At 34.3% G+C, this 22,879-nt stretch carries 37 protein-coding genes and 1 pseudogene; 34 read left to right on the forward strand and 4 right to left on the reverse strand.

The window, feature by feature from the left end; all coding sequences use genetic code 11:
- Positions 1-13 precede the first annotated feature (13 nt).
- The 29 genes from rplC to carA all read left to right on the forward strand — a co-directional run bounded on the left by rplC (position 14) and on the right by carA (position 15,057).
- Positions 14-631, forward strand: coding sequence for a 50S ribosomal protein L3 (rplC, locus tag ACXX80_RS08090; RefSeq protein WP_099713444.1), 618 nt, complete (start codon positions 14-16; stop codon positions 629-631).
- Positions 631-1,260 (forward strand): 50S ribosomal protein L4, encoded by a 630-nt coding sequence (rplD, locus tag ACXX80_RS08095; protein ID WP_458552758.1) that lies wholly within the window; start codon positions 631-633, stop codon positions 1,258-1,260. The genes rplC and rplD overlap by 1 nt, the downstream gene beginning before the upstream one ends.
- A gap of 6 nt (positions 1,261-1,266) precedes the next feature.
- On the forward strand, positions 1,267-1,557 hold the full coding sequence (gene rplW, locus ACXX80_RS08100; protein ID WP_035668124.1) for a 50S ribosomal protein L23: 291 nt from the start codon (positions 1,267-1,269) through the stop codon (positions 1,555-1,557).
- A 6-nt stretch (positions 1,558-1,563) separates the two neighbouring features.
- Positions 1,564-2,388, forward strand: a complete 825-nt coding sequence (rplB, locus tag ACXX80_RS08105) for a 50S ribosomal protein L2 (protein ID WP_035668122.1) — start codon at positions 1,564-1,566, stop codon at positions 2,386-2,388.
- A gap of 6 nt (positions 2,389-2,394) precedes the next feature.
- Positions 2,395-2,673 carry a 30S ribosomal protein S19 gene (gene rpsS / locus ACXX80_RS08110; protein WP_007136562.1) on the forward strand — a complete coding sequence of 93 codons (279 nt, stop codon included), beginning with the start codon at positions 2,395-2,397 and terminating at the stop codon, positions 2,671-2,673.
- Positions 2,674-2,679: 6 nt separating this feature from the next.
- Positions 2,680-3,093 carry a 50S ribosomal protein L22 gene (gene rplV, locus ACXX80_RS08115; protein WP_113636701.1) on the forward strand — a complete coding sequence of 138 codons (414 nt, stop codon included), beginning with the start codon at positions 2,680-2,682 and terminating at the stop codon, positions 3,091-3,093.
- 5 nt (positions 3,094-3,098) lie between these two features.
- The gene (gene rpsC / locus ACXX80_RS08120) at positions 3,099-3,857 is read left to right on the forward strand and encodes a 30S ribosomal protein S3 (protein WP_035668118.1); all 759 of its coding nucleotides are present in this window, start codon (positions 3,099-3,101) and stop codon (positions 3,855-3,857) included.
- A gap of 19 nt (positions 3,858-3,876) precedes the next feature.
- Positions 3,877-4,302 carry a 50S ribosomal protein L16 gene (rplP, locus tag ACXX80_RS08125; protein WP_007803637.1) on the forward strand — a complete coding sequence of 142 codons (426 nt, stop codon included), beginning with the start codon at positions 3,877-3,879 and terminating at the stop codon, positions 4,300-4,302.
- A 13-nt stretch (positions 4,303-4,315) separates the two neighbouring features.
- Positions 4,316-4,507 carry a 50S ribosomal protein L29 gene (gene rpmC / locus ACXX80_RS08130; protein WP_035668115.1) on the forward strand — a complete coding sequence of 64 codons (192 nt, stop codon included), beginning with the start codon at positions 4,316-4,318 and terminating at the stop codon, positions 4,505-4,507.
- Between the two features lie 17 nt (positions 4,508-4,524).
- Positions 4,525-4,785, forward strand: coding sequence for a 30S ribosomal protein S17 (gene rpsQ / locus ACXX80_RS08135; protein WP_039110222.1), 261 nt, complete (start codon positions 4,525-4,527; stop codon positions 4,783-4,785).
- Positions 4,786-4,787: 2 nt separating this feature from the next.
- Positions 4,788-5,156 (forward strand): 50S ribosomal protein L14, encoded by a 369-nt coding sequence (gene rplN, locus ACXX80_RS08140; RefSeq protein ID WP_026717863.1) that lies wholly within the window; start codon positions 4,788-4,790, stop codon positions 5,154-5,156.
- Between the two features lie 11 nt (positions 5,157-5,167).
- On the forward strand, positions 5,168-5,482 hold the full coding sequence (gene rplX, locus ACXX80_RS08145; protein ID WP_282711769.1) for a 50S ribosomal protein L24: 315 nt from the start codon (positions 5,168-5,170) through the stop codon (positions 5,480-5,482).
- 2 nt (positions 5,483-5,484) lie between these two features.
- The gene (gene rplE / locus ACXX80_RS08150; protein WP_099713443.1) at positions 5,485-6,036 is read left to right on the forward strand and encodes a 50S ribosomal protein L5; all 552 of its coding nucleotides are present in this window, start codon (positions 5,485-5,487) and stop codon (positions 6,034-6,036) included.
- 3 nt (positions 6,037-6,039) lie between these two features.
- A complete protein-coding gene (rpsN, locus tag ACXX80_RS08155; protein WP_026707007.1) occupies positions 6,040-6,309 on the forward strand; it encodes a 30S ribosomal protein S14 in 270 nt (89 codons plus the stop codon).
- Positions 6,310-6,408: 99 nt separating this feature from the next.
- Positions 6,409-6,807 (forward strand): 30S ribosomal protein S8, encoded by a 399-nt coding sequence (gene rpsH / locus ACXX80_RS08160; RefSeq protein WP_269685551.1) that lies wholly within the window; start codon positions 6,409-6,411, stop codon positions 6,805-6,807.
- A gap of 18 nt (positions 6,808-6,825) precedes the next feature.
- Entirely contained in the window at positions 6,826-7,368 is a 543-nt protein-coding gene (rplF, locus tag ACXX80_RS08165; protein WP_458552759.1) for a 50S ribosomal protein L6, read from the forward strand.
- 11 nt (positions 7,369-7,379) lie between these two features.
- On the forward strand, positions 7,380-7,730 hold the full coding sequence (gene rplR, locus ACXX80_RS08170) for a 50S ribosomal protein L18 (protein WP_039110219.1): 351 nt from the start codon (positions 7,380-7,382) through the stop codon (positions 7,728-7,730).
- A gap of 6 nt (positions 7,731-7,736) precedes the next feature.
- The gene (rpsE, locus tag ACXX80_RS08175) at positions 7,737-8,264 is read left to right on the forward strand and encodes a 30S ribosomal protein S5 (protein ID WP_035668102.1); all 528 of its coding nucleotides are present in this window, start codon (positions 7,737-7,739) and stop codon (positions 8,262-8,264) included.
- A 12-nt stretch (positions 8,265-8,276) separates the two neighbouring features.
- Positions 8,277-8,459 (forward strand): 50S ribosomal protein L30, encoded by a 183-nt coding sequence (rpmD, locus tag ACXX80_RS08180; RefSeq protein ID WP_027310825.1) that lies wholly within the window; start codon positions 8,277-8,279, stop codon positions 8,457-8,459.
- Between the two features lie 11 nt (positions 8,460-8,470).
- Positions 8,471-8,923 carry a 50S ribosomal protein L15 gene (gene rplO / locus ACXX80_RS08185; RefSeq protein WP_066081007.1) on the forward strand — a complete coding sequence of 151 codons (453 nt, stop codon included), beginning with the start codon at positions 8,471-8,473 and terminating at the stop codon, positions 8,921-8,923.
- Between the two features lie 13 nt (positions 8,924-8,936).
- Positions 8,937-10,283: a preprotein translocase subunit SecY gene (gene secY, locus ACXX80_RS08190; RefSeq protein WP_099713440.1), complete on the forward strand. Its 1,347-nt coding sequence runs from the start codon at positions 8,937-8,939 to the stop codon at positions 10,281-10,283.
- Between the two features lie 3 nt (positions 10,284-10,286).
- Positions 10,287-10,502 carry a translation initiation factor IF-1 gene (gene infA / locus ACXX80_RS08195; protein ID WP_007136545.1) on the forward strand — a complete coding sequence of 72 codons (216 nt, stop codon included), beginning with the start codon at positions 10,287-10,289 and terminating at the stop codon, positions 10,500-10,502.
- A 12-nt stretch (positions 10,503-10,514) separates the two neighbouring features.
- On the forward strand, positions 10,515-10,631 hold the full coding sequence (gene ykgO / locus ACXX80_RS08200; RefSeq protein WP_008992256.1) for a type B 50S ribosomal protein L36: 117 nt from the start codon (positions 10,515-10,517) through the stop codon (positions 10,629-10,631).
- A gap of 2 nt (positions 10,632-10,633) precedes the next feature.
- Positions 10,634-11,008: a 30S ribosomal protein S13 gene (gene rpsM, locus ACXX80_RS08205; protein ID WP_091203660.1), complete on the forward strand. Its 375-nt coding sequence runs from the start codon at positions 10,634-10,636 to the stop codon at positions 11,006-11,008.
- A gap of 8 nt (positions 11,009-11,016) precedes the next feature.
- Positions 11,017-11,400 (forward strand): 30S ribosomal protein S11, encoded by a 384-nt coding sequence (rpsK, locus tag ACXX80_RS08210; RefSeq protein WP_024981527.1) that lies wholly within the window; start codon positions 11,017-11,019, stop codon positions 11,398-11,400.
- A gap of 92 nt (positions 11,401-11,492) precedes the next feature.
- Positions 11,493-12,098 carry a 30S ribosomal protein S4 gene (gene rpsD, locus ACXX80_RS08215; RefSeq protein ID WP_282711735.1) on the forward strand — a complete coding sequence of 202 codons (606 nt, stop codon included), beginning with the start codon at positions 11,493-11,495 and terminating at the stop codon, positions 12,096-12,098.
- A gap of 21 nt (positions 12,099-12,119) precedes the next feature.
- On the forward strand, positions 12,120-13,112 hold the full coding sequence (locus ACXX80_RS08220; RefSeq protein ID WP_039110214.1) for a DNA-directed RNA polymerase subunit alpha: 993 nt from the start codon (positions 12,120-12,122) through the stop codon (positions 13,110-13,112).
- Positions 13,113-13,143: 31 nt separating this feature from the next.
- Positions 13,144-13,629, forward strand: a complete 486-nt coding sequence (gene rplQ, locus ACXX80_RS08225; protein WP_417981309.1) for a 50S ribosomal protein L17 — start codon at positions 13,144-13,146, stop codon at positions 13,627-13,629.
- A 327-nt stretch (positions 13,630-13,956) separates the two neighbouring features.
- The gene (carA, locus tag ACXX80_RS08230; RefSeq protein ID WP_458552760.1) at positions 13,957-15,057 is read left to right on the forward strand and encodes a glutamine-hydrolyzing carbamoyl-phosphate synthase small subunit; all 1,101 of its coding nucleotides are present in this window, start codon (positions 13,957-13,959) and stop codon (positions 15,055-15,057) included.
- An 82-nt stretch (positions 15,058-15,139) separates the two neighbouring features.
- Here carA and ACXX80_RS08235 read toward each other — a convergent pair whose 3' ends face one another.
- From ACXX80_RS08235 to ACXX80_RS08245, 3 genes and pseudogenes are all read right to left on the reverse strand, one after another.
- Complete coding sequence (locus ACXX80_RS08235) at positions 15,140-15,454, reverse strand: erythromycin esterase family protein (RefSeq protein WP_458552761.1); 315 nt, start codon at positions 15,452-15,454, stop codon at positions 15,140-15,142.
- 74 nt (positions 15,455-15,528) lie between these two features.
- Positions 15,529-15,684: an erythromycin esterase family protein gene (locus ACXX80_RS08240; RefSeq protein WP_458552762.1), complete on the reverse strand. Its 156-nt coding sequence runs from the start codon at positions 15,682-15,684 to the stop codon at positions 15,529-15,531.
- Positions 15,685-15,963: 279 nt separating this feature from the next.
- Positions 15,964-16,422, reverse strand: a pseudogene (locus ACXX80_RS08245) (erythromycin esterase family protein).
- 455 nt (positions 16,423-16,877) lie between these two features.
- On the opposite strand from ACXX80_RS08245, the gene eno reads away from it, so the two are divergent.
- The 4 genes from eno (at position 16,878) to ctlX (ending at position 21,600) form a co-directional block, all read left to right on the forward strand.
- Positions 16,878-18,170 carry a phosphopyruvate hydratase gene (gene eno / locus ACXX80_RS08250; RefSeq protein WP_458552763.1) on the forward strand — a complete coding sequence of 431 codons (1,293 nt, stop codon included), beginning with the start codon at positions 16,878-16,880 and terminating at the stop codon, positions 18,168-18,170.
- Positions 18,171-18,326: 156 nt separating this feature from the next.
- Positions 18,327-19,610 (forward strand): citrate synthase, encoded by a 1,284-nt coding sequence (locus tag ACXX80_RS08255; protein WP_417991194.1) that lies wholly within the window; start codon positions 18,327-18,329, stop codon positions 19,608-19,610.
- 64 nt (positions 19,611-19,674) lie between these two features.
- On the forward strand, positions 19,675-20,586 hold the full coding sequence (locus tag ACXX80_RS08260; RefSeq protein ID WP_458552764.1) for a dimethylarginine dimethylaminohydrolase family protein: 912 nt from the start codon (positions 19,675-19,677) through the stop codon (positions 20,584-20,586).
- Between the two features lie 78 nt (positions 20,587-20,664).
- A complete protein-coding gene (ctlX, locus tag ACXX80_RS08265) occupies positions 20,665-21,600 on the forward strand; it encodes a citrulline utilization hydrolase CtlX (RefSeq protein WP_458552765.1) in 936 nt (311 codons plus the stop codon).
- A gap of 60 nt (positions 21,601-21,660) precedes the next feature.
- Here the strand turns inward: ctlX and ACXX80_RS08270 are convergent, their stop codons facing one another.
- Entirely contained in the window at positions 21,661-22,290 is a 630-nt protein-coding gene (locus ACXX80_RS08270; RefSeq protein ID WP_315211482.1) for a MarC family NAAT transporter, read from the reverse strand.
- Between the two features lie 147 nt (positions 22,291-22,437).
- On the opposite strand from ACXX80_RS08270, the gene ACXX80_RS08275 reads away from it, so the two are divergent.
- Positions 22,438-22,803: a CoA-binding protein gene (locus ACXX80_RS08275; RefSeq protein ID WP_458554087.1), complete on the forward strand. Its 366-nt coding sequence runs from the start codon at positions 22,438-22,440 to the stop codon at positions 22,801-22,803.
- The last annotated feature ends 76 nt before the right edge of the window (positions 22,804-22,879 follow it).

A 22,879-nucleotide genomic window follows, 5' to 3' on the forward strand; every position in this document is an offset into this window, starting at 1 on the left:
ATAATTAATATTTATGTCTGGGTTAATTGGTAGAAAAATCGGCATGACTAGCATTTTCGACGAGAACGGGAAGAATATTCCTTGTACAGTAATCGAAGCTGGACCATGTGTTGTTACCCAAGTCAGAACCAAAGGTGTTGACGGGTACGAAGCGTTGCAACTTGGTTTCGATGACAAAAACGAGAAACATTCCACAAAAGCGGCTTTAGGTCACTTTAAAAAAGCGGGAACTGTAGCTAAGAAAAAAGTCGTTGAATTCCAAGATTTCGCAACAGAGCAAAAATTAGGAGATCTTATTGATGTTTCTATTTTTTCTGAAGGAGAATTTGTAGATGTACAAGGTGTGTCTAAAGGTAAAGGTTTTCAAGGGGTTGTAAAACGTCACGGTTTTGGTGGTGTTGGTCAAGCAACTCACGGTCAACACAACCGTTTAAGAGCGCCAGGTTCTGTAGGAGCTTCTTCTTATCCATCTAGAGTATTCAAAGGAATGCGTATGGCTGGACGTATGGGAGGAGACAATGTAAAAGTTCAAAACCTTAGAGTTTTAAAAGTAGTGGCTGATAAGAACCTACTTGTTATTAAAGGATGTGTTCCTGGTCATAACAACTCTTATGTAATCATTCAGAAGTAATGGAAGCAAAAGTATTAGATTTCAACGGAAAAGATACTGGAAGAAAAGTTCAACTTTCTGATTCAGTATTTGGTATAGAACCAAACAATCACGCAGTATACCTTGATGTTAAGCAATATCTTGCTAATCAAAGACAAGGGACGCACAAAGCTAAAGAAAGAGCTGAAGTAGCGGGAAGTACTCGTAAAATAAAAAAACAAAAAGGAACTGGTACTGCTCGTGCGGGTAGTGCAAAGAATCCATTGTTTAAGGGTGGTGGAACAGTTTTTGGACCAAGACCAAGAAGTTATTCATTTAAATTGAATAAAAGCTTGAAACGTTTGGCTAGAAAATCTGCTTTCTCAATTAAAGCAAAAGAGTCGAATATTATCGTTCTTGAAGACTTTAATTTTGAAACTCCAAACACTAAAAATTTCATCAACGTTTTGAAAGCTTTAGAGTTAGAGGATAAAAAATCCCTGTTTGTGTTGGGTGATACGAATAAAAATGTATATTTGTCGTCACGCAATTTAAAAGGCTCTAGCGTAGTAAGCAGCTTAGAACTAAGTACTTACGCTATATTAAACGCTAATAATTTAGTGCTTTTAGAGAGTTCTTTGGAGATAATTGAAGAAAATTTAAGTAAATAATAGGATATGAGCATCATAATTAAGCCTATAGTAACGGAAAAAGTAACCAAAGAAAGTGAAGTTTTAAACCGCTTCGGATTCGTTGTTGACAAAAAAGCAAACAAAGTGCAAATTAAGAAAGCTGTTGAAGCTGCTTATGGAGTAACTATTTTGAGTGTTAACACGATGAACGTAAGACCGGATAGAACTACTAAATACACTAAAAGTGGTTTAATCAGTGGAAAGACGAATGCAATTAAAAAAGCAATTGTTCAAGTACAAGAAGGAGAAACAATTGATTTTTACAACAATATCTAAGATAAAATGTCAGTAAGAAAATTAAAACCTATTACCCCAGGTCAGCGATTTAGAGTTGTGAATGGTTATGACGCCATTACAACTGATAAGCCGGAACGCTCTTTGATAGCGCCGATAAAAAACTCTGGTGGTAGAAATAGTCAAGGAAAGATGACCATGCGTTATACGGGTGGTGGTCACAAGCAGAGATATCGTATTATTGATTTCAAACGTACAAAAGAAGGAATTCCGGCTACAGTGAAATCAATCGAGTATGATCCAAATCGTACTGCATTTATCGCATTGTTAGCTTATGCTGATGGTGAGAAAACGTATGTTATTGCTCAAAACGGATTGAAAGTTGGTCAGAAATTAGTTTCTGGTCCAGAATCTCAACCTGAAATTGGTAATACTTTACCTTTAAGTAGAGTTCCACTTGGAACTGTAATTTCTTGCATCGAATTGAGACCAGGACAAGGAGCTGTAATCGCTCGTTCTGCTGGAACATTTGCTCAATTAATGGCAAGAGATGGAAAATATGCTACAATTAAAATGCCATCTGGGGAAACAAGATTAATCTTGTTGACTTGTTCGGCTACAATTGGAGCGGTTTCTAATTCAGACCACCAATTAGTTGTATCAGGAAAAGCTGGTAGAACAAGATGGTTAGGAAGAAGACCTAGAACAAGACCTGTTGCAATGAACCCTGTCGATCACCCAATGGGTGGTGGTGAAGGACGTTCTTCTGGTGGACATCCACGTTCAAGAAATGGAATACCAGCTAAAGGTTATAGAACTCGTTCTAAGAAAAACCCGAGTAACAAGTATATCGTAGAACGTAGAAAGAAATAATAAGATATGGCACGTTCATTAAAAAAAGGACCTTTCGTTCATTATAAGTTAGACAAGAAAGTTCAAGAAAACATCGCAGGTGGAAATAAAGGAGTGGTTAAGACATGGTCTAGAGCTTCTATGATTACTCCAGACTTTGTTGGGCAAACTATCGCAGTTCATAACGGTCGTCAATTTGTACCAGTTTACGTAACAGAAAACATGGTAGGTCACAAATTAGGAGAATTTTCACCAACTAGATCTTTTAGAGGTCATGCTGGAGCAAAAAATAAAGGTAAAAAATAAGAAGCAATGGGAGTTCGTAAAAGAGAAACAGCAGATGCAAGAAAAGAGGCTAATAAGTCTTTGGCCTTCGCAAAGTTAAATAACTGCCCTACTTCACCTAGAAAAATGCGCTTAGTAGCAGATCTAGTAAGAGGTCAGAAGGTAGAAAGAGCACTTAACATCTTAAGATTTAGTTCTAAAGAAGCTTCAAGAAAATTAGAAAAATTGGTTTTATCAGTAATTGCCAACTGGCAAGCTAAAAATCCTGACGCTAATATGGAAGAAGCTGGATTATTTGTTAAGGAAATCCGTGTAGATGGTGGAATGATGTTGAAAAGACTTCGTCCAGCTCCACAAGGAAGAGCACACAGAATAAGAAAACGTTCTAACCACGTAACAATCGTGCTTGGAGCTATCAATAACACACAAAGCAATTCTTAAGCAGCATGGGACAAAAGACAAATCCAATTGGAAATAGACTTGGTATCATCAGAGGATGGGACTCAAACTGGTATGGTGGAAATGATTACGGTGATAAACTTGCCGAAGATCACAAAATCAGAAAGTATATCCATGCTCGTTTATCAAAAGCTAGTGTATCAAAAGTAATCATCGAGAGAACTTTGAAACTTGTAACCGTTACTATCACTACTGCTAGACCTGGTATCATTATCGGGAAAGGTGGACAAGAGGTAGACAAGTTAAAAGAAGAACTTAAGAAAATTACTGACAAAGAGGTTCAAATCAACATCTTTGAAATTAAAAGACCTGAACTTGACGCGTATCTAGTTGCTACAAGCATCTGTCGTCAAATCGAAAGCCGTATTTCTTACAGACGTGCAATCAAAATGGCTATTGCTGCTTCTATGCGTATGAACGCTGAAGGTATCAAAGTTTTGATTTCAGGTCGTTTGAATGGTGCAGAGATGGCTCGTTCAGAAGGTTTCAAAGAAGGTAGAATTCCTCTATCAACTTTCAGAGCTGATATTGATTATGCTTTGGCTGAAGCTCATACTACTTATGGTAGAATGGGAATCAAAGTGTGGATCATGAAAGGTGAAGTTTATGGAAAGAGAGATCTTTCTCCACTTGCCGGAATGGACAAAAAACAATCTGGTGCTGGTGGTAAAGGTGGTGATTCTCCTAGAGGAGACAGAAAACCTTTTAATAAAGGTGGAAAACCAGACGCTCGTAAACGAAAGTAAATTTTTAAACTAAAGAAAAATGTTACAGCCTAAAAGAACAAAATACCGTAAGGTACAAAAAGGTAAAATGAAAGGGAACTCTCAAAGAGGGCATGAACTTTCTAATGGAATGTTTGGTATTAAATCTGTACATGAAGATGGAATGTTCTTAACCTCTCGTCAAATCGAAGCTGCGCGTATTGCTGCAACTCGTTTTATGAAAAGAGAAGGACAATTATGGATCAAAATATTTCCAGACAAACCTATCACTAAGAAACCTCTTGAGGTACGTATGGGTAAAGGTAAAGGTGCAGTTGAGTATTGGGCTGCCGTTGTTAAACCCGGAAGAATTATGTTTGAAGTTGGAGGAGTACCTTTGTCAGTTGCAAAAGAGGCGTTACGTCTTGCAGCTCAAAAACTTCCAGTAAAAACTAAATTCGTCGTTGCTAGAGATTTCGAAGCATAATCTATATTATATTATGAAACAATCAGAAATAAAAGATCTTTCTGCAGCGGAGTTGCAAGAAAAACTTAGCCAGACTAAGAAGGCATATGCCGACCTAAAAATGGCTCACGCTATTTCTCCAATTGAGAACCCACTTCAAATTAGAAGTGTAAGAAGAACAGTTGCAAGATTAGCTACGGAACTTACTAAAAGAGAGTTGCAATAATTGTAATCTGCTGAAAGATGGAAGAAAAAAGAAATTTAAGAAAAGAAAGAGTTGGTGTTGTTACTTCAGACAAAATGGATAAATCTATTGTAGTTGCTGAAGTGCGTAAAGTAAAACACCCATTATACGGTAAGTTCGTGTTGAAAACTAAAAAGTATCACGCACACGACGAAAAGAACGACTGTAACATTGGAGACACTGTAAGGATTAGCGAAACGCGTCCTATGAGTAAAACAAAATGTTGGAGGTTAGTTGAAATCCTAGAAAGAGCTAAATAATTATGGTACAACAAGAATCAAGACTAAAAGTAGCAGATAACACTGGAGCAAAGGAAGTTTTAACTATCCGTGTTTTAGGAGGTACTAAAAGAAGGTATGCCTCTGTTGGTGACAAGATTGTAGTTTCTATCAAAGATACTGCTCCTAACGGAAGCGTTAAAAAAGGAGCTGTTTCAACTGCAGTTGTTGTACGTACCAAAAAAGAAGTAAGAAGAGCCGATGGTTCATACATTAGATTTGATGACAACGCATGTGTGTTATTAAATGCTGCTGGTGAAATGAGAGGAACTCGTGTTTTTGGTCCGGTAGCAAGAGAACTTCGTGAAAAACAATTCATGAAAATTGTATCATTAGCACCAGAAGTGCTTTAATTCGTTTTAAGATGATAAAGCTAAAAATAAAAACAGGTGACATTGTAAGAGTAATTGCTGGAGACCATAAAGGTGCTGAAGGTAAAGTTTTACGTGTTTACCGCGAGAAAAACAAAGCGATAGTTGAAGGTGTAAACATGGTTTCAAAACATACGAAACCTAGTGCAAAAAGCCCTCAAGGGGGTATCGTAAAGAAAGAAGCTTCTATACAAATATCTAATATCTCTTTAATTGATCCTAAAACTAAGGAAACAACTAGAGTAGGAATTAGAGTTGAAGGAGATAAGAAAGTAAGATTTTCAAAAAAATCTAATCAAGTACTATAGTAATGGCGTATATACCTAGACTAAAAGAAGAATATAAGAGCAGAGTAATCGCTGCTCTTAAAGAGGAATTCGGATACGTAAACGTAATGCAAGTTCCAAAATTGGAAAAAATCGTTTTAAGTAAAGGAGTTGGTGCAGCTGTATCTGATAAAAAACTAATCGACTATGCAGTTGATGAGTTAACAAAGATCACTGGACAGAAAGCAGTATCTACAATCTCAAAGAAAGACGTTGCGTCATTCAAATTGAGAAAAGGGATGCCTATTGGAGCAAAAGTTACTTTGCGTGGAGAAAGAATGTATGAGTTTTTAGATAGACTTATTACTTCTGCTTTACCACGTGTTAGAGATTTTAGTGGAATTAAAGCTACTGGTTTTGACGGAAGAGGTAATTATAATCTTGGTGTTTTGGAGCAAATCATTTTCCCAGAAATTGATATTGACAAAGTAAACAAAATATCAGGAATGGATATATCTTTTGTTACTTCTGCAAAAACTGATAAAGAAGCAAAATCACTATTGGCTGAATTAGGTTTACCTTTTAAAAAGAATTAAGATATGGCTAAAGAATCAATGAAAGCCCGTGAGGTTAAGAGAGAAAAAACTGTAGCAAAGTATGCTGAGAAAAGAAAAGCTTTGTTAGAAGCTGGAGATTTCGTAGGTTTGCAAAAATTACCGAAAAATGCTTCTCCTGTTCGTTTGCACAATCGTTGTAAATTAACTGGTAGACCAAGAGGATATATGCGTCAATTTGGTATTTCACGTGTTACATTTCGTGAGATGGCAAATAACGGATTAATCCCAGGTGTTAAAAAAGCATCTTGGTAGACTGTAACTTAAGTTACGTCAATACAAACACATTTATAAATTGGTTAAAGGTTTATAGGATGAGTGTCCTATGAAAACCATAACCGCAAATTAATACACATGTATACAGATCCTATTGCAGATTATTTGACAAGAGTTCGTAACGCTGTGGCTGCAAACCACAAAGTTGTTGAGATTCCTGCATCTAATCTAAAAAAAGAAATAACTAAGATCTTATTTGATCAAGGTTATATTTTAAGTTACAAATTTGAAGACAACGCTGTTCAGGGTTCAATCAAAATTGCTTTGAAGTATGATAAAGATACTAAAGAGTCTGTAATTAAAGATATCCAAAGAATTAGTAAACCAGGTTTACGTAAGTATTCAGGTTCTTCATCAATTCCTAGAATCCTTAACGGATTAGGAATTGCTATCGTTTCTACATCAAAAGGTTTGATGACAGGAAAGAAAGCCAAACAATTAAATGTTGGTGGTGAAGTAATTTGTTACGTTTACTAATCATTAAAATAGTAGAAGATGTCAAGAATAGGTAAAAATCCGGTTGTAATCCCTGCTGGTGTAACTGTTGAAGTTGCAAATGGTATTATTACAGTAAAAGGAAAAAATGGTCAACTTACACAGGAGTTTTCGGACGTTACTGTAACAGTTGAAGACGGTCAAGTTCAAGTTGAAAGATCGTCTGATCACAAAGACCAAAGAGCAAAACACGGTTTATATAGATCTTTAATCAATAACATGATTATTGGTGTAAATGAAGGTTTTACTAAATCTTTAGAGTTGGTAGGAGTTGGTTATAGAGCTTCAAATCAAGGACAAAAGTTAGATTTAGCTCTTGGATATTCTCACAATATTGTTTTAGAAGTTGCTCCAGAAGTAACGTTAGAAACAATATCTGAAAAAGGTAAAAATCCAATTGTTAAATTAACATCATTTGACAAACAACTTTTAGGTCAAGTAGCTGCGAAAATCAGAGGTTTCCGTAAGCCTGAGCCGTACAAAGGAAAAGGTGTTAAATTTGTAGGTGAAGTATTAAGAAGAAAAGCAGGTAAATCAGCTTAAAAAATAAGATTATGTCATTAACAAAACCTGAAAGAAGACAACGAATCAGATTCAGAATTAGAAAAACAATTAGTGGTACTGCTACTAATCCAAGACTATCTGTATTTAGAAGTAACAAAGAAATTTATGCTCAATTAATTGATGATGTAAATGGAGTTACTTTATTGGCGGCTTCTTCAAGAGAAAAAGAAATAGGTAACGGTACGAACATTGAAGTTGCTACAGCAGTTGGAAAACTAGTTGCAGAGAAAGCTTTAAAAGCTGGGATAGACGTAGTAACTTTCGATAGAGGAGGTTATTTATATCACGGTCGTATTAAATCATTAGCGGAAGGCGCAAGAGCGGCTGGACTTAAATTCTAATATAGTATGTCTAATAGTAAATACAAGAATGTAGAGTTAGTAAAACCAAGTGGTCTTGAATTAAAAGATCGTTTGGTAAGTGTAAATCGTGTTACTAAGGTTACAAAGGGAGGTAGAGCTTTTGGTTTTTCTGCTATTGTAGTTGTAGGTGATGAAAATGGAGTGGTTGGACACGGATTAGGAAAATCTAAAGACGTTTCTGAAGCAATTGCGAAAGCAGTAGAAGATGCTAAGAAAAATTTAGTAAAAATTCCTTTAAATGGTCAATCAGTTCCTCACGAACAAAAAGGTAAATTTGGTGGTGCACGTGTATTCTTAATTCCTGCCTCTCATGGTACAGGAGTTATTGCTGGTGGAGCTGTTCGTTCAGTTCTTGAATCAGTTGGAATTCATGATGTATTATCTAAATCTCAAGGATCTTCAAATCCTCACAACGTAGTGAAAGCAACTTTTGATGCTTTATTACAAATGAGAAGCGCTTATACTGTTGCAAAACAAAGAGGTGTTTCTTTAGAAAAAGTTTTTAAAGGTTAATTCAAGGAAATTATGGCTAAATTATTAGTAAAACAAGTTAGAAGCAAAATCAACTGTCCACTTACTCAAAAAAGAGGATTAGAAGCTTTAGGTCTACGTAAAATGGGACAAGTTGTAGAGCATGATTCAAACCCTACAATCCTTGGGATGATAAATAAAGTTAAACACTTAGTTTCTGTTGAAGAAGCTAAATAACAAATACTGTTATGAATTTAAGTAACTTACAACCTGCTGAAGGTTCTACACACAATCAAAATAAAAGATTAGGTAGAGGAGAAGGTTCTGGAAAAGGTGGTACTTCTGCAAGAGGTCACAAAGGAGCAAAATCTCGTTCTGGTTATTCTAAAAAGATTGGTTTTGAGGGTGGGCAAATGCCACTTCAAAGACGTGTGCCTAAGTTTGGTTTTACAAACATCAATCGTAAAGATTACGAAGGTGTAAATCTTGATACACTTCAACTTTTAGTTGATAATGGTGTTATTAAAGATACTGTTGATATGACAGTTTATGTTGCTAATCGTTTAGCTACTAAAAATGAAATCGTTAAGATTTTAGGTAGAGGTGAATTGACAGCAAAATTAAAAGTAACCGCTCACAAATTTACTGCTACTGCAAAAGCTGCTATTGAAGCTGCTGGTGGAGAAGCTGTAACAATGTAATTTTTCAATTAATATGAAGAAATTTATTGAATCAATAAGTAATGTTTGGAAAATCGAGGAACTGAAAAATAGAATCCTAATAACATTGGGTTTGCTTTTAGTTTATCGTTTTGGGGCTCAAGTAACCCTGCCAGGTATTGATGCTACACAGTTAGGTAATTTAGCTGGGCAAACTAAAGAAGGAATTGGTTCAATTCTTGACATGTTTACTGGAGGTGCATTTTCACAAGCTTCTGTTTTTGCTTTAGGAATTATGCCTTATATTTCTGCTTCGATTGTTGTTCAGTTAATGGGAATTGCGATTCCTTATTTACAAAAACTTCAAAGTGATGGAGAAAGCGGTAGAAAAAAGATTAATCAAATTACTCGTTGGTTGACAATAGGAATTACTTTAGTTCAAGGTCCAACTTATATCTATAATTTATATAGAACATTACCTAGTAATGCATTTTTATTGGGATTCAATTCATTTGAATTCTTATTTTCATCAGTAGTTATTTTAGTTACAGGTACAATTTTTGCCATGTGGTTAGGAGAAAAAATTACTGATAAAGGAATTGGAAATGGTATTTCTTTGTTAATCATGGTTGGAATTTTGGCTAGATTACCTCAAGCTTTTATTCAAGAGTTTACAACAAGAGTTACCAATAATAATGGTGGACCGATGTTGTTGGTTATTGAAATTATCATTTGGTTATTAGTTATCATTTGTTGTGTGCTATTGGTTATGGCGATCAGGAAGATTCCTGTTCAATATGCTCGTCGTACAACATCAGGTGATTTTGAACAAGACATGTTGGGTGGAAACAGACAATGGATTCCTTTGAAGCTTAATGCTTCTGGGGTTATGCCAATAATTTTTGCGCAAGCAATTATGTTTATTCCGGCAGCCTTAGCAGGTTTGTCTAAATCAGATGCATCACAATCAATCGTTGGAGCTTTTAGTAATATGTTCGGTTTTTGGTATAATTTTGTATTTGCAACTTTAATAATTGTATTTACATTCTTTTACACTGCAATCACAGTTCCTACTAATAAAATGTCTGATGATTTAAAGAGAAGTGGTGGTTTTATTCCAGGTATCAGACCAGGAGTTGAAACTTCTGATTATCTTGACAAAGTGATGTCCTTGATAACTTTTCCAGGATCTTTATTTCTTGCTTTGATAGCTGTGTTCCCAGCAATTGTTGTGAGTCTTATGGATGTTCAACAATCTTGGGCAATGTTTTTTGGAGGTACTTCATTAATAATTATGGTTGGAGTTGCCATAGACACGATGCAGCAAATTAATTCATACTTGTTGAATAAGCATTATGATGGTTTGATGAAAAGTGGTAAAAATAGAAAAGCAGTAGCTTAACTTATGGCAAAACAATCAGCAATAGAACAAGACGGGTCAATCATTGAAGCATTGTCAAATGCAATGTTCCGTGTAGAGTTAGAAAATGGACATATTGTAATCGCACATATATCTGGAAAAATGCGTATGCATTACATCAAATTATTACCTGGTGATAAAGTGAAACTAGAAATGAGCCCTTACGATTTGTCAAAAGCAAGAATTACTTATAGATATTAAAGGATATTCAAAATGAAAGTTAGAGCTTCAGTAAAAAAGAGAAGTCCCGAGTGCAAAATTGTGCGAAGAAAAGGGAGATTGTACGTAATAAACAAAAAGAATCCTAGATTTAAACAAAGACAAGGATAATTATGGCAAGAATAGCAGGGGTAGATATCCCAAAAAATAAGAGAGGTGTTATAGCACTTACCTACATCTTCGGATTAGGAAAAAGTAGAGCTGTTGAGATTTTAGAGAAAGCTCAAGTTAGCCAAGATAAAAAAGTTCAAGATTGGAATGATGACGAGATCGGAGCAATTCGTGAGGCGGTATCAACTTTTAAAATTGAAGGAGAATTACGTTCTGAAGTTTCTTTAAACATCAAACGTTTAATGGATATTGGATGTTATAGAGGTATCCGTCATAGAACTGGTCTTCCTTTAAGAGGACAAAGAACTAAAAACAACTCTAGAACAAGAAAAGGTAAAAGAAAAACTGTTGCCAACAAGAAAAAAGCAACTAAATAATAAGTAATATGGCTAAAGCAACTGCAAAAAAACGTAAAGTTATCGTTGAATCAACGGGAGAAGCTCATATTTCTGCTACTTTTAACAATATCATCATTTCTTTGACAAACAAAAAAGGTGAAGTTATTTCTTGGTCTTCAGCTGGTAAAATGGGTTTTAGAGGTTCTAAAAAGAACACTCCATACGCAGCCCAAATGGCAGCAGAAGATTGTAGTAAAGTAGCTCTTGAAGCTGGACTTAAAAAAGTAAAGGTTTATGTAAAAGGACCAGGAAACGGACGTGAGTCTGCTATCCGTTCTTTGCATAACGGTGGAATTGAAGTGACTGAGATTATCGATGTTACTCCAATGCCTCACAATGGATGTCGTCCTCCTAAAAGACGTAGAGTTTAATACTCAAAAAAAAATATAGTATAACCAAGATTGAATATCGATTATTGAAGGATCAGACCTGAATTCATAATCTCAATCTTAAACAATTTAAAATGGCAAGATATACTGGTCCTAGTACAAGAATCGCTCGTAAATTTGGCGAAGCGATTTTCGGAGACGATAAAGCTTTCGAAAAAAGAAACTACCCTCCTGGGCAACACGGGATGGCTAAAAAAAGAGGAAAAAAATCTGAGTTTGCTATTCAGTTAATGGAAAAGCAAAAAGCTAAATATTCTTATGGAATTTTAGAAAAACAATTCAGAGGATTGTTCAAAAAAGCATCAGCTACCAAAGGAGTTACTGGTGAGGTTTTATTACAGTTGTGTGAAGCAAGATTGGATAATGTTGTTTTTAGAATGGGTATCGCTCCTTCTAGAAGAGGTGCACGTCAAATCGTTTCTCACAGACACGTCACAGTTAACGGTGAAGTAGTTAATATTCCTTCTTACCACCTTAGACCTGGTGACAAAGTTGCAGTTCGTGAAAAATCTAAGTCATTAGAAGCTATCGAACGTTCTTTATCTAATTCAAGTCATGTTTATGAATGGATTACTTGGAACAATGATATCAAAGAAGGAACATTCGTTTCTGTACCTGCGAGACTTCAAATTCCAGAAAACATTAAAGAACAATTAATCGTAGAGTTGTACAACAAATAATAATTGACTTAGTCGAAATTTATGGCAATATTTAATTTTCAGAAGCCCGATAAAGTTATCATGATCGATTCAACCGATTTTGAAGGTAAGTTTGAATTCAGACCTTTAGAACCTGGTTACGGATTGACCGTTGGTAATGCACTTAGAAGAGTTTTGCTTTCAGCATTAGAAGGTTATGCAATAACATCTGTTCGCATTGAAGGTGTAGATCATGAGTTTTCTACTATTTCAGGAGTTGTTGAAGACGTTACCGAAATTATCCTTAATCTTAAACAAGTACGTTTCAAACGTCAAATTGAAGATATCGATAATGAATCAGTTACTATATCTGTTTCAGGTAAAGACCAATTAACAGCTGGTGATTTTCAAAAATTTATTTCAGGTTTCCAAGTTTTGAATCCAGAACTAGTTATCTGTAATTTAGACAGTAAAATCAAACTTAATTTCGATTTAACTATCGAAAAAGGTAGAGGTTATGTTCCTGCTGAAGAGAACAAAAAACAGAATGCTGCAATTGGAACTATTTTTACAGATTCAATTTTTACTCCGGTAAAAAATGTAAAATATGCGATTGAAAACTTCCGTGTAGAGCAAAAAACAGATTATGAAAAATTAGTTTTTGAAATAAAAACTGATGGTTCTATCAATCCAAAAGATGCTCTTACTGAAGCTGCAAAAGTTTTAATTCACCATTTCATGTTGTTCTCTGACGAAAGAATTACACTCGAGGCTGACGAAATTGCACAAACAGAATCATATGATGAAGAATCATTACATATGAGACAATTGCTTAAAACTAAGCTTGTTGATATGGATCTTTCTGTAAGAGCGCTAAATTGTTTGAAAGCGGCTGAAGTTGATACACTTGGTGATTTAGTATCGTTCAATAAAAATGACCTAATGAAATTCCGTAATTTCGGTAAAAAATCTTTAACTGAGCTTGATGAACTTGTTGCAGTTAAAAATTTGAACTTCGGTATGGATTTAGCAAAATACAAACTAGATAAAGAATAATCTAAGCCGTAAGGTTTAAATTTACATAGCAATGAGACACGGAAAAAAATTCAATCACTTAAGCAGACAGACTGCACATAGAAAATCTATGTTAGCTAATATGGCTTGTTCTCTTATCGAGCACAAACGTATTAACACTACTGTTGCTAAAGCAAAAGCGCTTAAACAATTCGTTGAGCCGCTTATAACAAAATCTAAAGATGATACGACTCACAATCGTCGTATCGTTTTTGCTTACTTACGTAGCAAATATGCCGTAACTGACTTGTTCAGAGACGTAGCTGCTAAAGTAGGAGACCGTCCAGGTGGATACACTCGTATCATTAAAGTTGGAAATCGTTTAGGAGATAATGCTGATATGGCAATGATCGAATTAGTAGATTTCAATGAACTTTACAATGGTGGTAAAAAAGAAGTTAAAAAAGCAAAAAGCCGTCGTGGTGGAAAAGCTAAGAAAGATGAAGCTACTGAAGCTCCAGCTGCTGAAACTGATACAACTACAGAGACTGCTGAGTAATTATGAAAATAATCATTCAATAAAAATCAAGGATAAGCTATTTATAGTTTATCCTTTTTTTTTGATTTTTTCGGAGCAAAAACTTTGGGATTTAATTGCATATTGTCTTGCTTTTCACTGTGTCTTTTGCTTCTAAAGAAAAGTTAAAGGATGCCTCCCGACGCTTCGGGATCATCAGGGCTAGATAAGAATGTTTTTATTTTACAATAAATTTCAAAAACTTGCATCCATTGCTTTAAAGGATTAAATTTGCACAATATTTAACTACAGATGAAACGAGCTTTGCTAGTTCCATGAGACTATTAAAAAAATAATAGAAATCAAAGAATGAAATATACAACACGACAAAAAGCAATTCTTCTATTAAGTGACGGAACCATTTTCCACGGAAAATCTATTGGGATTAGTGGGACCACTTTTGGAGAAGTTTGTTTTAACACAGGAATGACCGGCTACCAAGAAATATTCACTGACCCTTCTTATTTTGGTCAATTGATGGTAGCAACCAATGCCCATATTGGAAATTATGGAGTTAACGATTCAGAAGTTGAATCACAAAGTATTAAAATAGCTGGATTGGTTTGTAAAAATTTTAGCTTCAATTATTCTCGTGAAGATGCTTCAGGAAGTTTAGAAGATTATTTTATCAAACAAAACCTAATCTGCATATCTGATGTAGATACTCGTGCTCTTGTAAGTTATATTCGTGATAACGGTGCGATGAATGCTGTAATTTGCACAGACGAAACTTCTATTGAAGAATTAAAAATTGCATTAGCAAAAGTTCCAGATATGAAAGGGCTTGAATTAGCTTCTAAAGTTTCTACTACTGAACCTTATTTTTTTGGTGATGAAAACGCAACATATAAAATCGCTGCACTTGATTTAGGTATTAAAATGAATATCCTTCGCAATCTTGCTAAAAGAGATTGTTATATCAAAGTATTTCCTTTTGATTCTTCTTATCAGGATTTAGCTGCATTTAATCCAGATGGTTACTTTTTATCTAATGGACCTGGAGATCCAGAGCCGCTTTCTGGAGCAATTCAAGTTGCAAAAGAAATTCTTGAAAATGACAAGCCTTTGTTCGGAATTTGTTTGGGACATCAAGTGATTGGTTTGGCAAACGGAATTTCAACTTATAAAATGTTTAATGGGCACAGAGGGATAAATCATCCTGTAAAAAACATCATTACCGGGAAAGGTGAAATCACTTCTCAAAATCATGGTTTTGCTGTTAATAAAGAGGAACTTGACAATCATCCTAATTTAGAGATTACTCATCTTCATTTAAATGATGGAACTGTTGCAGGAATGCGTATGAAAAACAAAAATTGTTTCTCAGTTCAATACCACCCAGAAGCCAGTCCTGGTCCACATGATTCCTCTTATTTATTTGATCAATTTATTGAAAACATAAAAGGCTAATATTTGGATGTCTTCCAATGTTAGTTAGGTATAGAAAAGGGTTTGACTTTTAAATAAGTCAAACCCTTTTTTATTTAATAGTTTACATGCCGAACGGATAAGTTTTAGGGATTTGATTTCCATTAACCTCAATATTTATGGGATTTAAAGCGTTTGTTTTATCGATAAAAATGAAAGCATCATATCTTTTTGGTAGTATTGTAGGAACATAATTTCCAAATCTTTCGTGTTCAGGATTATAAACTACTCCTATTGCACGATGTCTTATGAGTGATGAAAGACATTTTTCATCTTTTACTTTATTCATTAATAATAATCTAGTTTGTCCATTGTTTGCAATGTGAAAAGCATGTTCCCAGCTTTCTTTAACTGCTTCTGGAACTTTTATTTTTCTCATAGAATCTCCCTATACTCTTTCGGTAACCACACTTCCTTTGTAAGATGCAAATCCTACAGCAATAACTCCTTCACTTAAATATTTTCTCTTACTAACTGTCTCACGTTTACCATCCCTTCAGAGGACATTTCTGTAGCAAATGAATCGCCAATCTGGGTGTTGTACTGCCAAACGATTATTCTCGCATCTTTTCCATGGAATTTCATAAGTCGCTGTATAGTGGAGACCATTTGCTCATTTCTAATATTCTAGGAGGTGTAAACTCTTCTTATCATCGCCCGATAGTATTTTTGCACATTTCTGGGAATGAATGCTTTTTGTTCTGTGCTCAAAATGTTTTCTAAATCATGATTGTAATTTGGGACATTTTAATAATTTCTGTAAGCATGTCTAGGATTTCTTTTTCACACAATTCTGGAACATTGGAAGAGGCTATGGTATAAAATTGCCTTTCGTTTTTATTGTAGGGTACAAAACATTTTATGGCAGTTTTTGCATTTGCGAGTGCTTTAGGATTTTTTTTTCTTTTCTAAATATTGAATAATTGAATTCATGGATTCTCTGAAACTGTATACGTCCAATCCGTAAATCCCTATTCTTTTATCAGCTGATAAGCTTTCGTTATAAACCTTGAGCCAGTTTGTGTATGCTGCAGTTTGCCAATTTACCCAAATCTAATTTGCCCATCTTTAAAACTCATTCATAACACTAAAGATATCTTTCCCAGAATCTAAATGTCCTTAGACATATCGATTTAAACGATAGCAATCCGGCCAATCTTCTTCGACTCCTACAAAAGAGAATCCTTTTTCTTGAATGAGTCGTTGTGTTATTTTAGCTCTCCATGTATAATATTCAGGCGTACCATGTGAGGCTTCAACTAAAAGAACATATTTTGCATCTCCTATATAGTCAATTAATGGGTTTAAATCTTCTGTATTTTCTAATGTAGAAGCCGTTTTATTCAATAATGCTACAATTTCACTAGAATTTATTAAATTGTTAAGGTTCTATAACGCTTCCATCACATTTTTATTTTTCAATTTAGAAATTGATTTATCAAAATTGCTAACGAATAATTATGTAATAGTAATTGAGCTTTTTTCTTTTTAAAGAAAGAATATAAAATTAAGTTATATGATTGGTAGTTAGTATTTTTCAGTTTATTTATTTGTTAAAAATAATTTATTTTGAGATGAAATTAATATCATTACGTTTTAGTCCATGTGAGATACGTTTCTTTAATTAGATTTCAATGGAATTGAAAAAAATAACAGATAATGTAAAAATAAATTCTTAAAATAGCTTAAATGTTTTGTTTGCTAAAAAATTATAACGTTTTCGTTAATAACATTCATTATTTTCATAAAATCATTCCAAAAGATAGAATATATTTGTAATTCAAAATTTAAATTTTAGTATTATGAGTATAATTATCAAGATTCACGCAAGACAAATTTTTGATTCAAGAGGAAATCCTACAATAGAAGTAGATGTAATTACAGACAATGGTGTTTTAGGGAGAGCGGCAGTACCATCTGGGGCTTCAACCGGAGAACATGAAGCAGTTGAATTACGTGATGGAGGAAAAGCGTTTCTTGGAAAAGGAGTTTTGAATGCTGTGAAAAATGTGAATACCATTATTTCTGAAGAACTGGTAGGAGTTTCTGTTTTCGAACAAAATCTAATCGACCAAACGATGATTGATTTAGATGGTACTCCAAATAAATCAAATTTAGGAGCAAATGCAATTTTAGGAGTTTCTTTGGCTGTTGCCAAAGCTGCTGCTAATGAATTGGGATTGCCATTATACAGATACGTAGGTGGTGTTTCGGCAAATACGTTGCCTGTACCAATGATGAATATTATTAATGGAGGTTCTCATTCTGATGCGCCTATTGCATTTCAAGAATTCATGATTTTCCCGGTAAAAGCAACTTCTTTTTCTCATGCCATGCAAATGGGAACTGAAATTTTTCACAGCTTGAAAAAAGTATTACATGACAGAGGACTTTCTACTGCTGTAGGTGACGAAGGAGGTTTTGCACCAAATCTTGCCGGTGGAACTGAAGATGCTTTGGATACAATCAAAAAAGCTGTTGAAAATGCAGGATATACTTTTGGGGATGAAATCATGATTGCTTTAGATTGTGCTGCTGCAGAGTTTTATGTAAACGGGAAATATGATTACAGTAAATTTGAAGGAGAAACTGGTAAAGTTAGGTCTTCTGAAGAACAAGTGGAGTATTTAGCTGAATTAGTAGCAAAATATCCTATTATTTCTATTGAAGACGGAATGGATGAAAATGACTGGGATGGATGGAAATTGCTTACAGAAAGAATTGGCGATAAAGTTCAGTTAGTTGGAGATGATTTATTCGTTACTAATGTGGAGCGCTTGTCTACTGGTATCGAAAAAGGAATCGCTAATTCAATCCTTATTAAAGTAAACCAAATTGGTACTTTGACAGAAACTATTGCAGCTGTTAATATGGCTAAAAATGCAGGTTATACTTCAGTAATGTCACACCGTTCAGGAGAGACAGAAGATAATACAATTGCAGATTTAGCAGTAGCTTTGAACTGTGGTCAAATTAAGACAGGTTCAGCTTCTCGTTCTGATCGTATGGCTAAATACAATCAATTGTTAAGAATTGAGGAAGAATTAGGAAATACAGCTTACTTTCCTGGCAAAAATGCTTTCAAAATCAAATAATTTCTTACGATATTTTTATTTAAAGCCATTCACCTAGTGTGAGTGGCTTTTTTTTGTAATATTTAACAATTTCATTGTGTTATTCTCTTTTTAATTAGTGTTTAATTCCTTAGATTTGAGAAATTATTATTTTAAAAGTTTATTTTCAATTATATTATGTCAAAAATAGCAACATTAGAAATTGATGGTAAAAAATTTGAACTGCCGATCATTGTAGGAAGTGAAAATGAAGTTGCCATTGATATTAACAAATTACGTGATTTATCAGGTGTAATTACACTTGATCCAGGTTATAAAAATTCAGGATCTTGTAAAAGTGATATTACTTTTTTAGATGGAGAGCTTGGAATCCTTCGATACAGAGGATATTCAATTGAGGATTTAGCTGAAAAAGCAGATTTTCTAGAAGTATCATACCTTTTAATTTTTGGAGAGCTGCCTACTGTAAATCAGTTAGCACAATTTGAAACCGATATTAGAAAATACACTTTGGTAAATGAAGAAATGAAAAACATCATTGATGGTTTTCCTAAAACAGCTCATCCAATGGGTGTTTTAGCTGCGTTGACAAGTGCTTTAACAGCATTTAATCCAAAATCGGTTAATGTTGAGAATGAGAAAGAAATGTATGAGGCAGTTTGTAAAACTATGGGTAAATTCTTAGTTATAGCAACTTGGACTTATAGAAAAAGCATGGGCTATCCTTTAAATTATTATGATAATACAAAAGGATATGTAGAAAACTTCATGCGTTTAATGTTTGAATTACCTACAGAACCTTACACGGCAAATCCTGTAGTTATAGATGCATTAGATAAATTGTTTATTCTTCACGGAGATCATGAGCAAAACTGTTCTACCTCTACAGTTAGAATGGTAGGATCTTCTCACGCAGGATTATTTGCTTCAATATCTGCTGGAGTTTCTGCACTTTGGGGACCTTTACACGGAGGAGCAAATCAAGCAGTTCTTGAGATGTTAGAAGAAATCCATAGAAATGGTGGCGATGCTGATAAATATATGGCTAAAGCCAAAGATAAAAATGATCCTTTCCGTTTAATGGGGTTTGGTCATAGAGTCTACAAGAATTTTGATCCAAGAGCGAAAATTATCAAAAAAGCAGCCAATGAAGTTTTAGCAACTTTAGGAGTTGAAGATCCAATTCTTGCTATTGCTAAAAAACTAGAAGAAGCAGCTTTAGAAGATGAATATTTCAAATCAAGAAATTTATATCCTAATGTAGATTTCTATTCTGGAATTATTTACAGAGCTTTAGGAATTCCTACTGATATGTTTACAGTAATGTTCGCCATAGGCCGTTTGCCAGGTTGGATCGCACAATGGAAAGAAATGCGTGAAAACAAGGAGCCTATCGGAAGGCCAAGACAAGTTTATACTGGTCACCCTTTGAGGGATTTTGTACCAACAGATAAAAGATAAAATCAGTTTAAAAAGCTTCACTAATTTGTGGAGCTTTTTTTATATTTGCCAAAAGCTAAAATGCATGTTAGAGTTAAATGTAAAGAATGAAACTTCAAGACTTAGAGCAGTAGTTCTGGGTTCAGCAGTTAATAATGGACCTACGCCAAAGGTTGAAGAGGCCTATGATCCAAAATCATTAGAGCATATTTTAGCAGGTACCTATCCAATCGAGAAAGATATGGTGCATGAAATGGAAGTATTTGCCAGCGTGTTAAAAAAATATAATGTGACCGTTTATCGTCCGGAAATGATTGAAAATTACAATCAGATATTTACAAGAGATATTGGTTTTGTTATTGATGACGTTTTTGTAAAATCAAATATTTTACCGGACAGAGAGCGAGAATTAGATGCCATTCAATATATAATTGACCAAATTAATCCTAAAAAAGTAGTTCGTCCTCCAGAGGAAGTGCATATAGAAGGTGGTGATGTCATGTTATGGAACGAATATATTTTCATTGGAACTTACAAAGGGAGTGACTACAAAGATTACATTACGGCAAGAACAAATATACAAGGAGTACAATACATAAAAGATTTGTTTCCAAATAAGATTGTCAAAGAATTTGATTTGGTAAAATCTAAAATTGAAGCTCGTGACAACGCTTTACATTTAGATTGTTGTTTTCAGCCTGTTGGGAATGACAAAGGAATTATCTACAAAAATGGTTTTCGTGAAGAAGCAGATTATTTGTTTCTGGTAAATCTATTTGGAAAAGAAAACTTATTCCATATTACCAGAGACGAAATGTATAATATGAATTCCAATGTTTTTTCAATCGATACGAATGTTGTAGTTTCTGAAAGAAATTTTACCAGACTTAACAATTGGTTGCGAACAAATGGTTTTGTCGTAGAAGAAATTCCATATGCAGAAATTGCAAAACAAGAAGGATTGTTGCGATGTTCTACTTTGCCTTTAATTAGATAATAAATATTTGTTTAAGGTTTAAAGTTTAATGTTGCTCAACATTAACCTTTAAACTATTAAACTTTAAACTAAAAATATATGAAACAAACGACAAATTCCATACTGATGATTCGCCCGGTTGCGTTTAGAATGAACGAACAAACGGCAGTAAATAATTATTACCAAAAAGTATTAGACGGACTTTTGCCTGCAACCGTAAACGCCAAAGCGCAACAAGAATTTGATGCTTTTGTCGAAAAACTAACAGCAGTTGGTGTTGATGTTACAGTTGTCGATGATACGTTGAATCCAGATACTCCAGATAGTATTTTTCCAAACAATTGGATTTCTTTTCACGAGAATGGTGATGTAGCTTTATATCCAATGTTTGCTGAAAATCGTCGTCAAGAACGTCGCGAAGAGATTTTAGATTTACTGGAAGAAAAAGGTTTTGTGATTCACAATATTATAGATTACACTTCCGCTGAAGAAGATGGATTTTTCTTAGAAGGAACAGGAAGTTTACTTTTAGACAGAGCAAATGCTAAAGCGTATTGCGCATTATCTCCTAGAGCTGATGAAGAATTATTTATAGAATTTTGTGAGGATTTTGATTATGCACCAGTGATTTTTGAAGCTTTTCAAACGGTTGATTCGGAGCGAAAACTAATCTATCATACCAATGTAATGATGTGTTTGGGAGAAACTTTTGCAGTAATTTGTTCGGATTGTATCGATGATAAAAAAGAACGCAAAATGGTTTTGGACAATCTTAAAGAAAACGGAAAAGAAATCATTTTGATTACCGAAGCTCAAATGAACAATTTTGCGGGGAATATGCTTGAAGTTCGTGGAGCAAATGACAAACGATATTTGGTTATGAGTGCAGCTGCACATCAAAGTTTGACTCTTAAACAAATGGAGCAGCTAGAAAAACATGCTGAAATTTTGAGTTCAAGTTTGGATACTATCGAAGCTTGCGGCGGTGGAAGCGCCAGATGTATGATGGCAGAGATTTTCTTGCCAAGAAATTAAAAAAAAAGAAAACCGGATACGATTTCAAATCATATCCGGTTTTTTTGTTGTAATTTGAATTTAGGAGAGATTCCCTTTTATGATATTGATAATAGCACTTACAATATATTGAATTCCTATTGCAATTACTATGAAACCCACAATCCTTGAGATAGCAATAATTCCGGAAGCTCCAAGTATTTTGGCTAAATAATGAGCGCTTTTTAAAATAAGAAAAATGGTTACAGCAATCGCAAGAATAGCAATTGAAGATATAATTATCTCCATAGTTGTATTGTGTTCCTGGTAAAATGCAATAAGTAGAGAAATAGATCCAGGACCAGCAAGCATAGGGATTGCAAGTGGAGTCAAAGCAATGTCATTTCTTTGTTGTGCATCAGTTTCTGCTTTTTTATTAATACCTCGCTTCTTAGTGAATTTTCCGGAAAGTAATGAAAAACCAGAACTCACGATAATAATTCCTCCCGCTATTCGGAGTGCATCAATACTGATTCCAAAAAAAAGTAATACATATTGTCCAATAAAAAACGAGACAATAAGAATAATAAATACATTTATCGCCGTCCATAAAGAAATTCTGGAACGCTCTTTTTTAGTGTCATTTTGTGTAAGTCCTACGAAAATAGGAACGGTACCAATAGGATTTAATACCGAAAAAAGTGCGACAAACAGATAAATAAATAGATCCATATTTTGTTTTTTAAGATTGTAAAAATACTCTTTTTTTACTTTTTAATGTTAGGGTATTGTTTTTTATTGTAGTTGCAAGTAAACCTTAAAATTTCTAAACGGATAAACCTTTTTGATTACTTTTGCCAAATACAATTATAGAAAATGATAAAGAGTAAAAAAACATTGGTTCTTGGAGCGACAACTAAACCAGAGCGCTACGCTTTCAAAGCTGTAAATATGTTAGTAGAAAAAGGGCATTCCGTTCTTGCATTAGGCCAAAATGCTGGCGAAGTTGCCGGAGTAAAAATCCAAACTAAAGCCATTCCATTAAAAAATATCGATACTGTTACCCTATATTTAAACCCAACACGTCAGCGTGATTATTACAATTACATCGTCGAGGCAAAACCTAAGCGTGTTATTTTCAATCCAGGAACTGAGAATCCGGAATTCTATCAATTGTTGAAACTGAACGATATTAAAGTAGAAGTAGCCTGTACGTTAGTTCTATTAGCTACCAATCAATATTAAATTTTTGAGGAGCTATTCCAGCTATACGCTATATCTTTTCTTGTCCCGTTAAAAAAAAACGGAACAAGAAAAGGAT

Source organism: Flavobacterium sp. GNP002, from assembly GCF_054343795.1.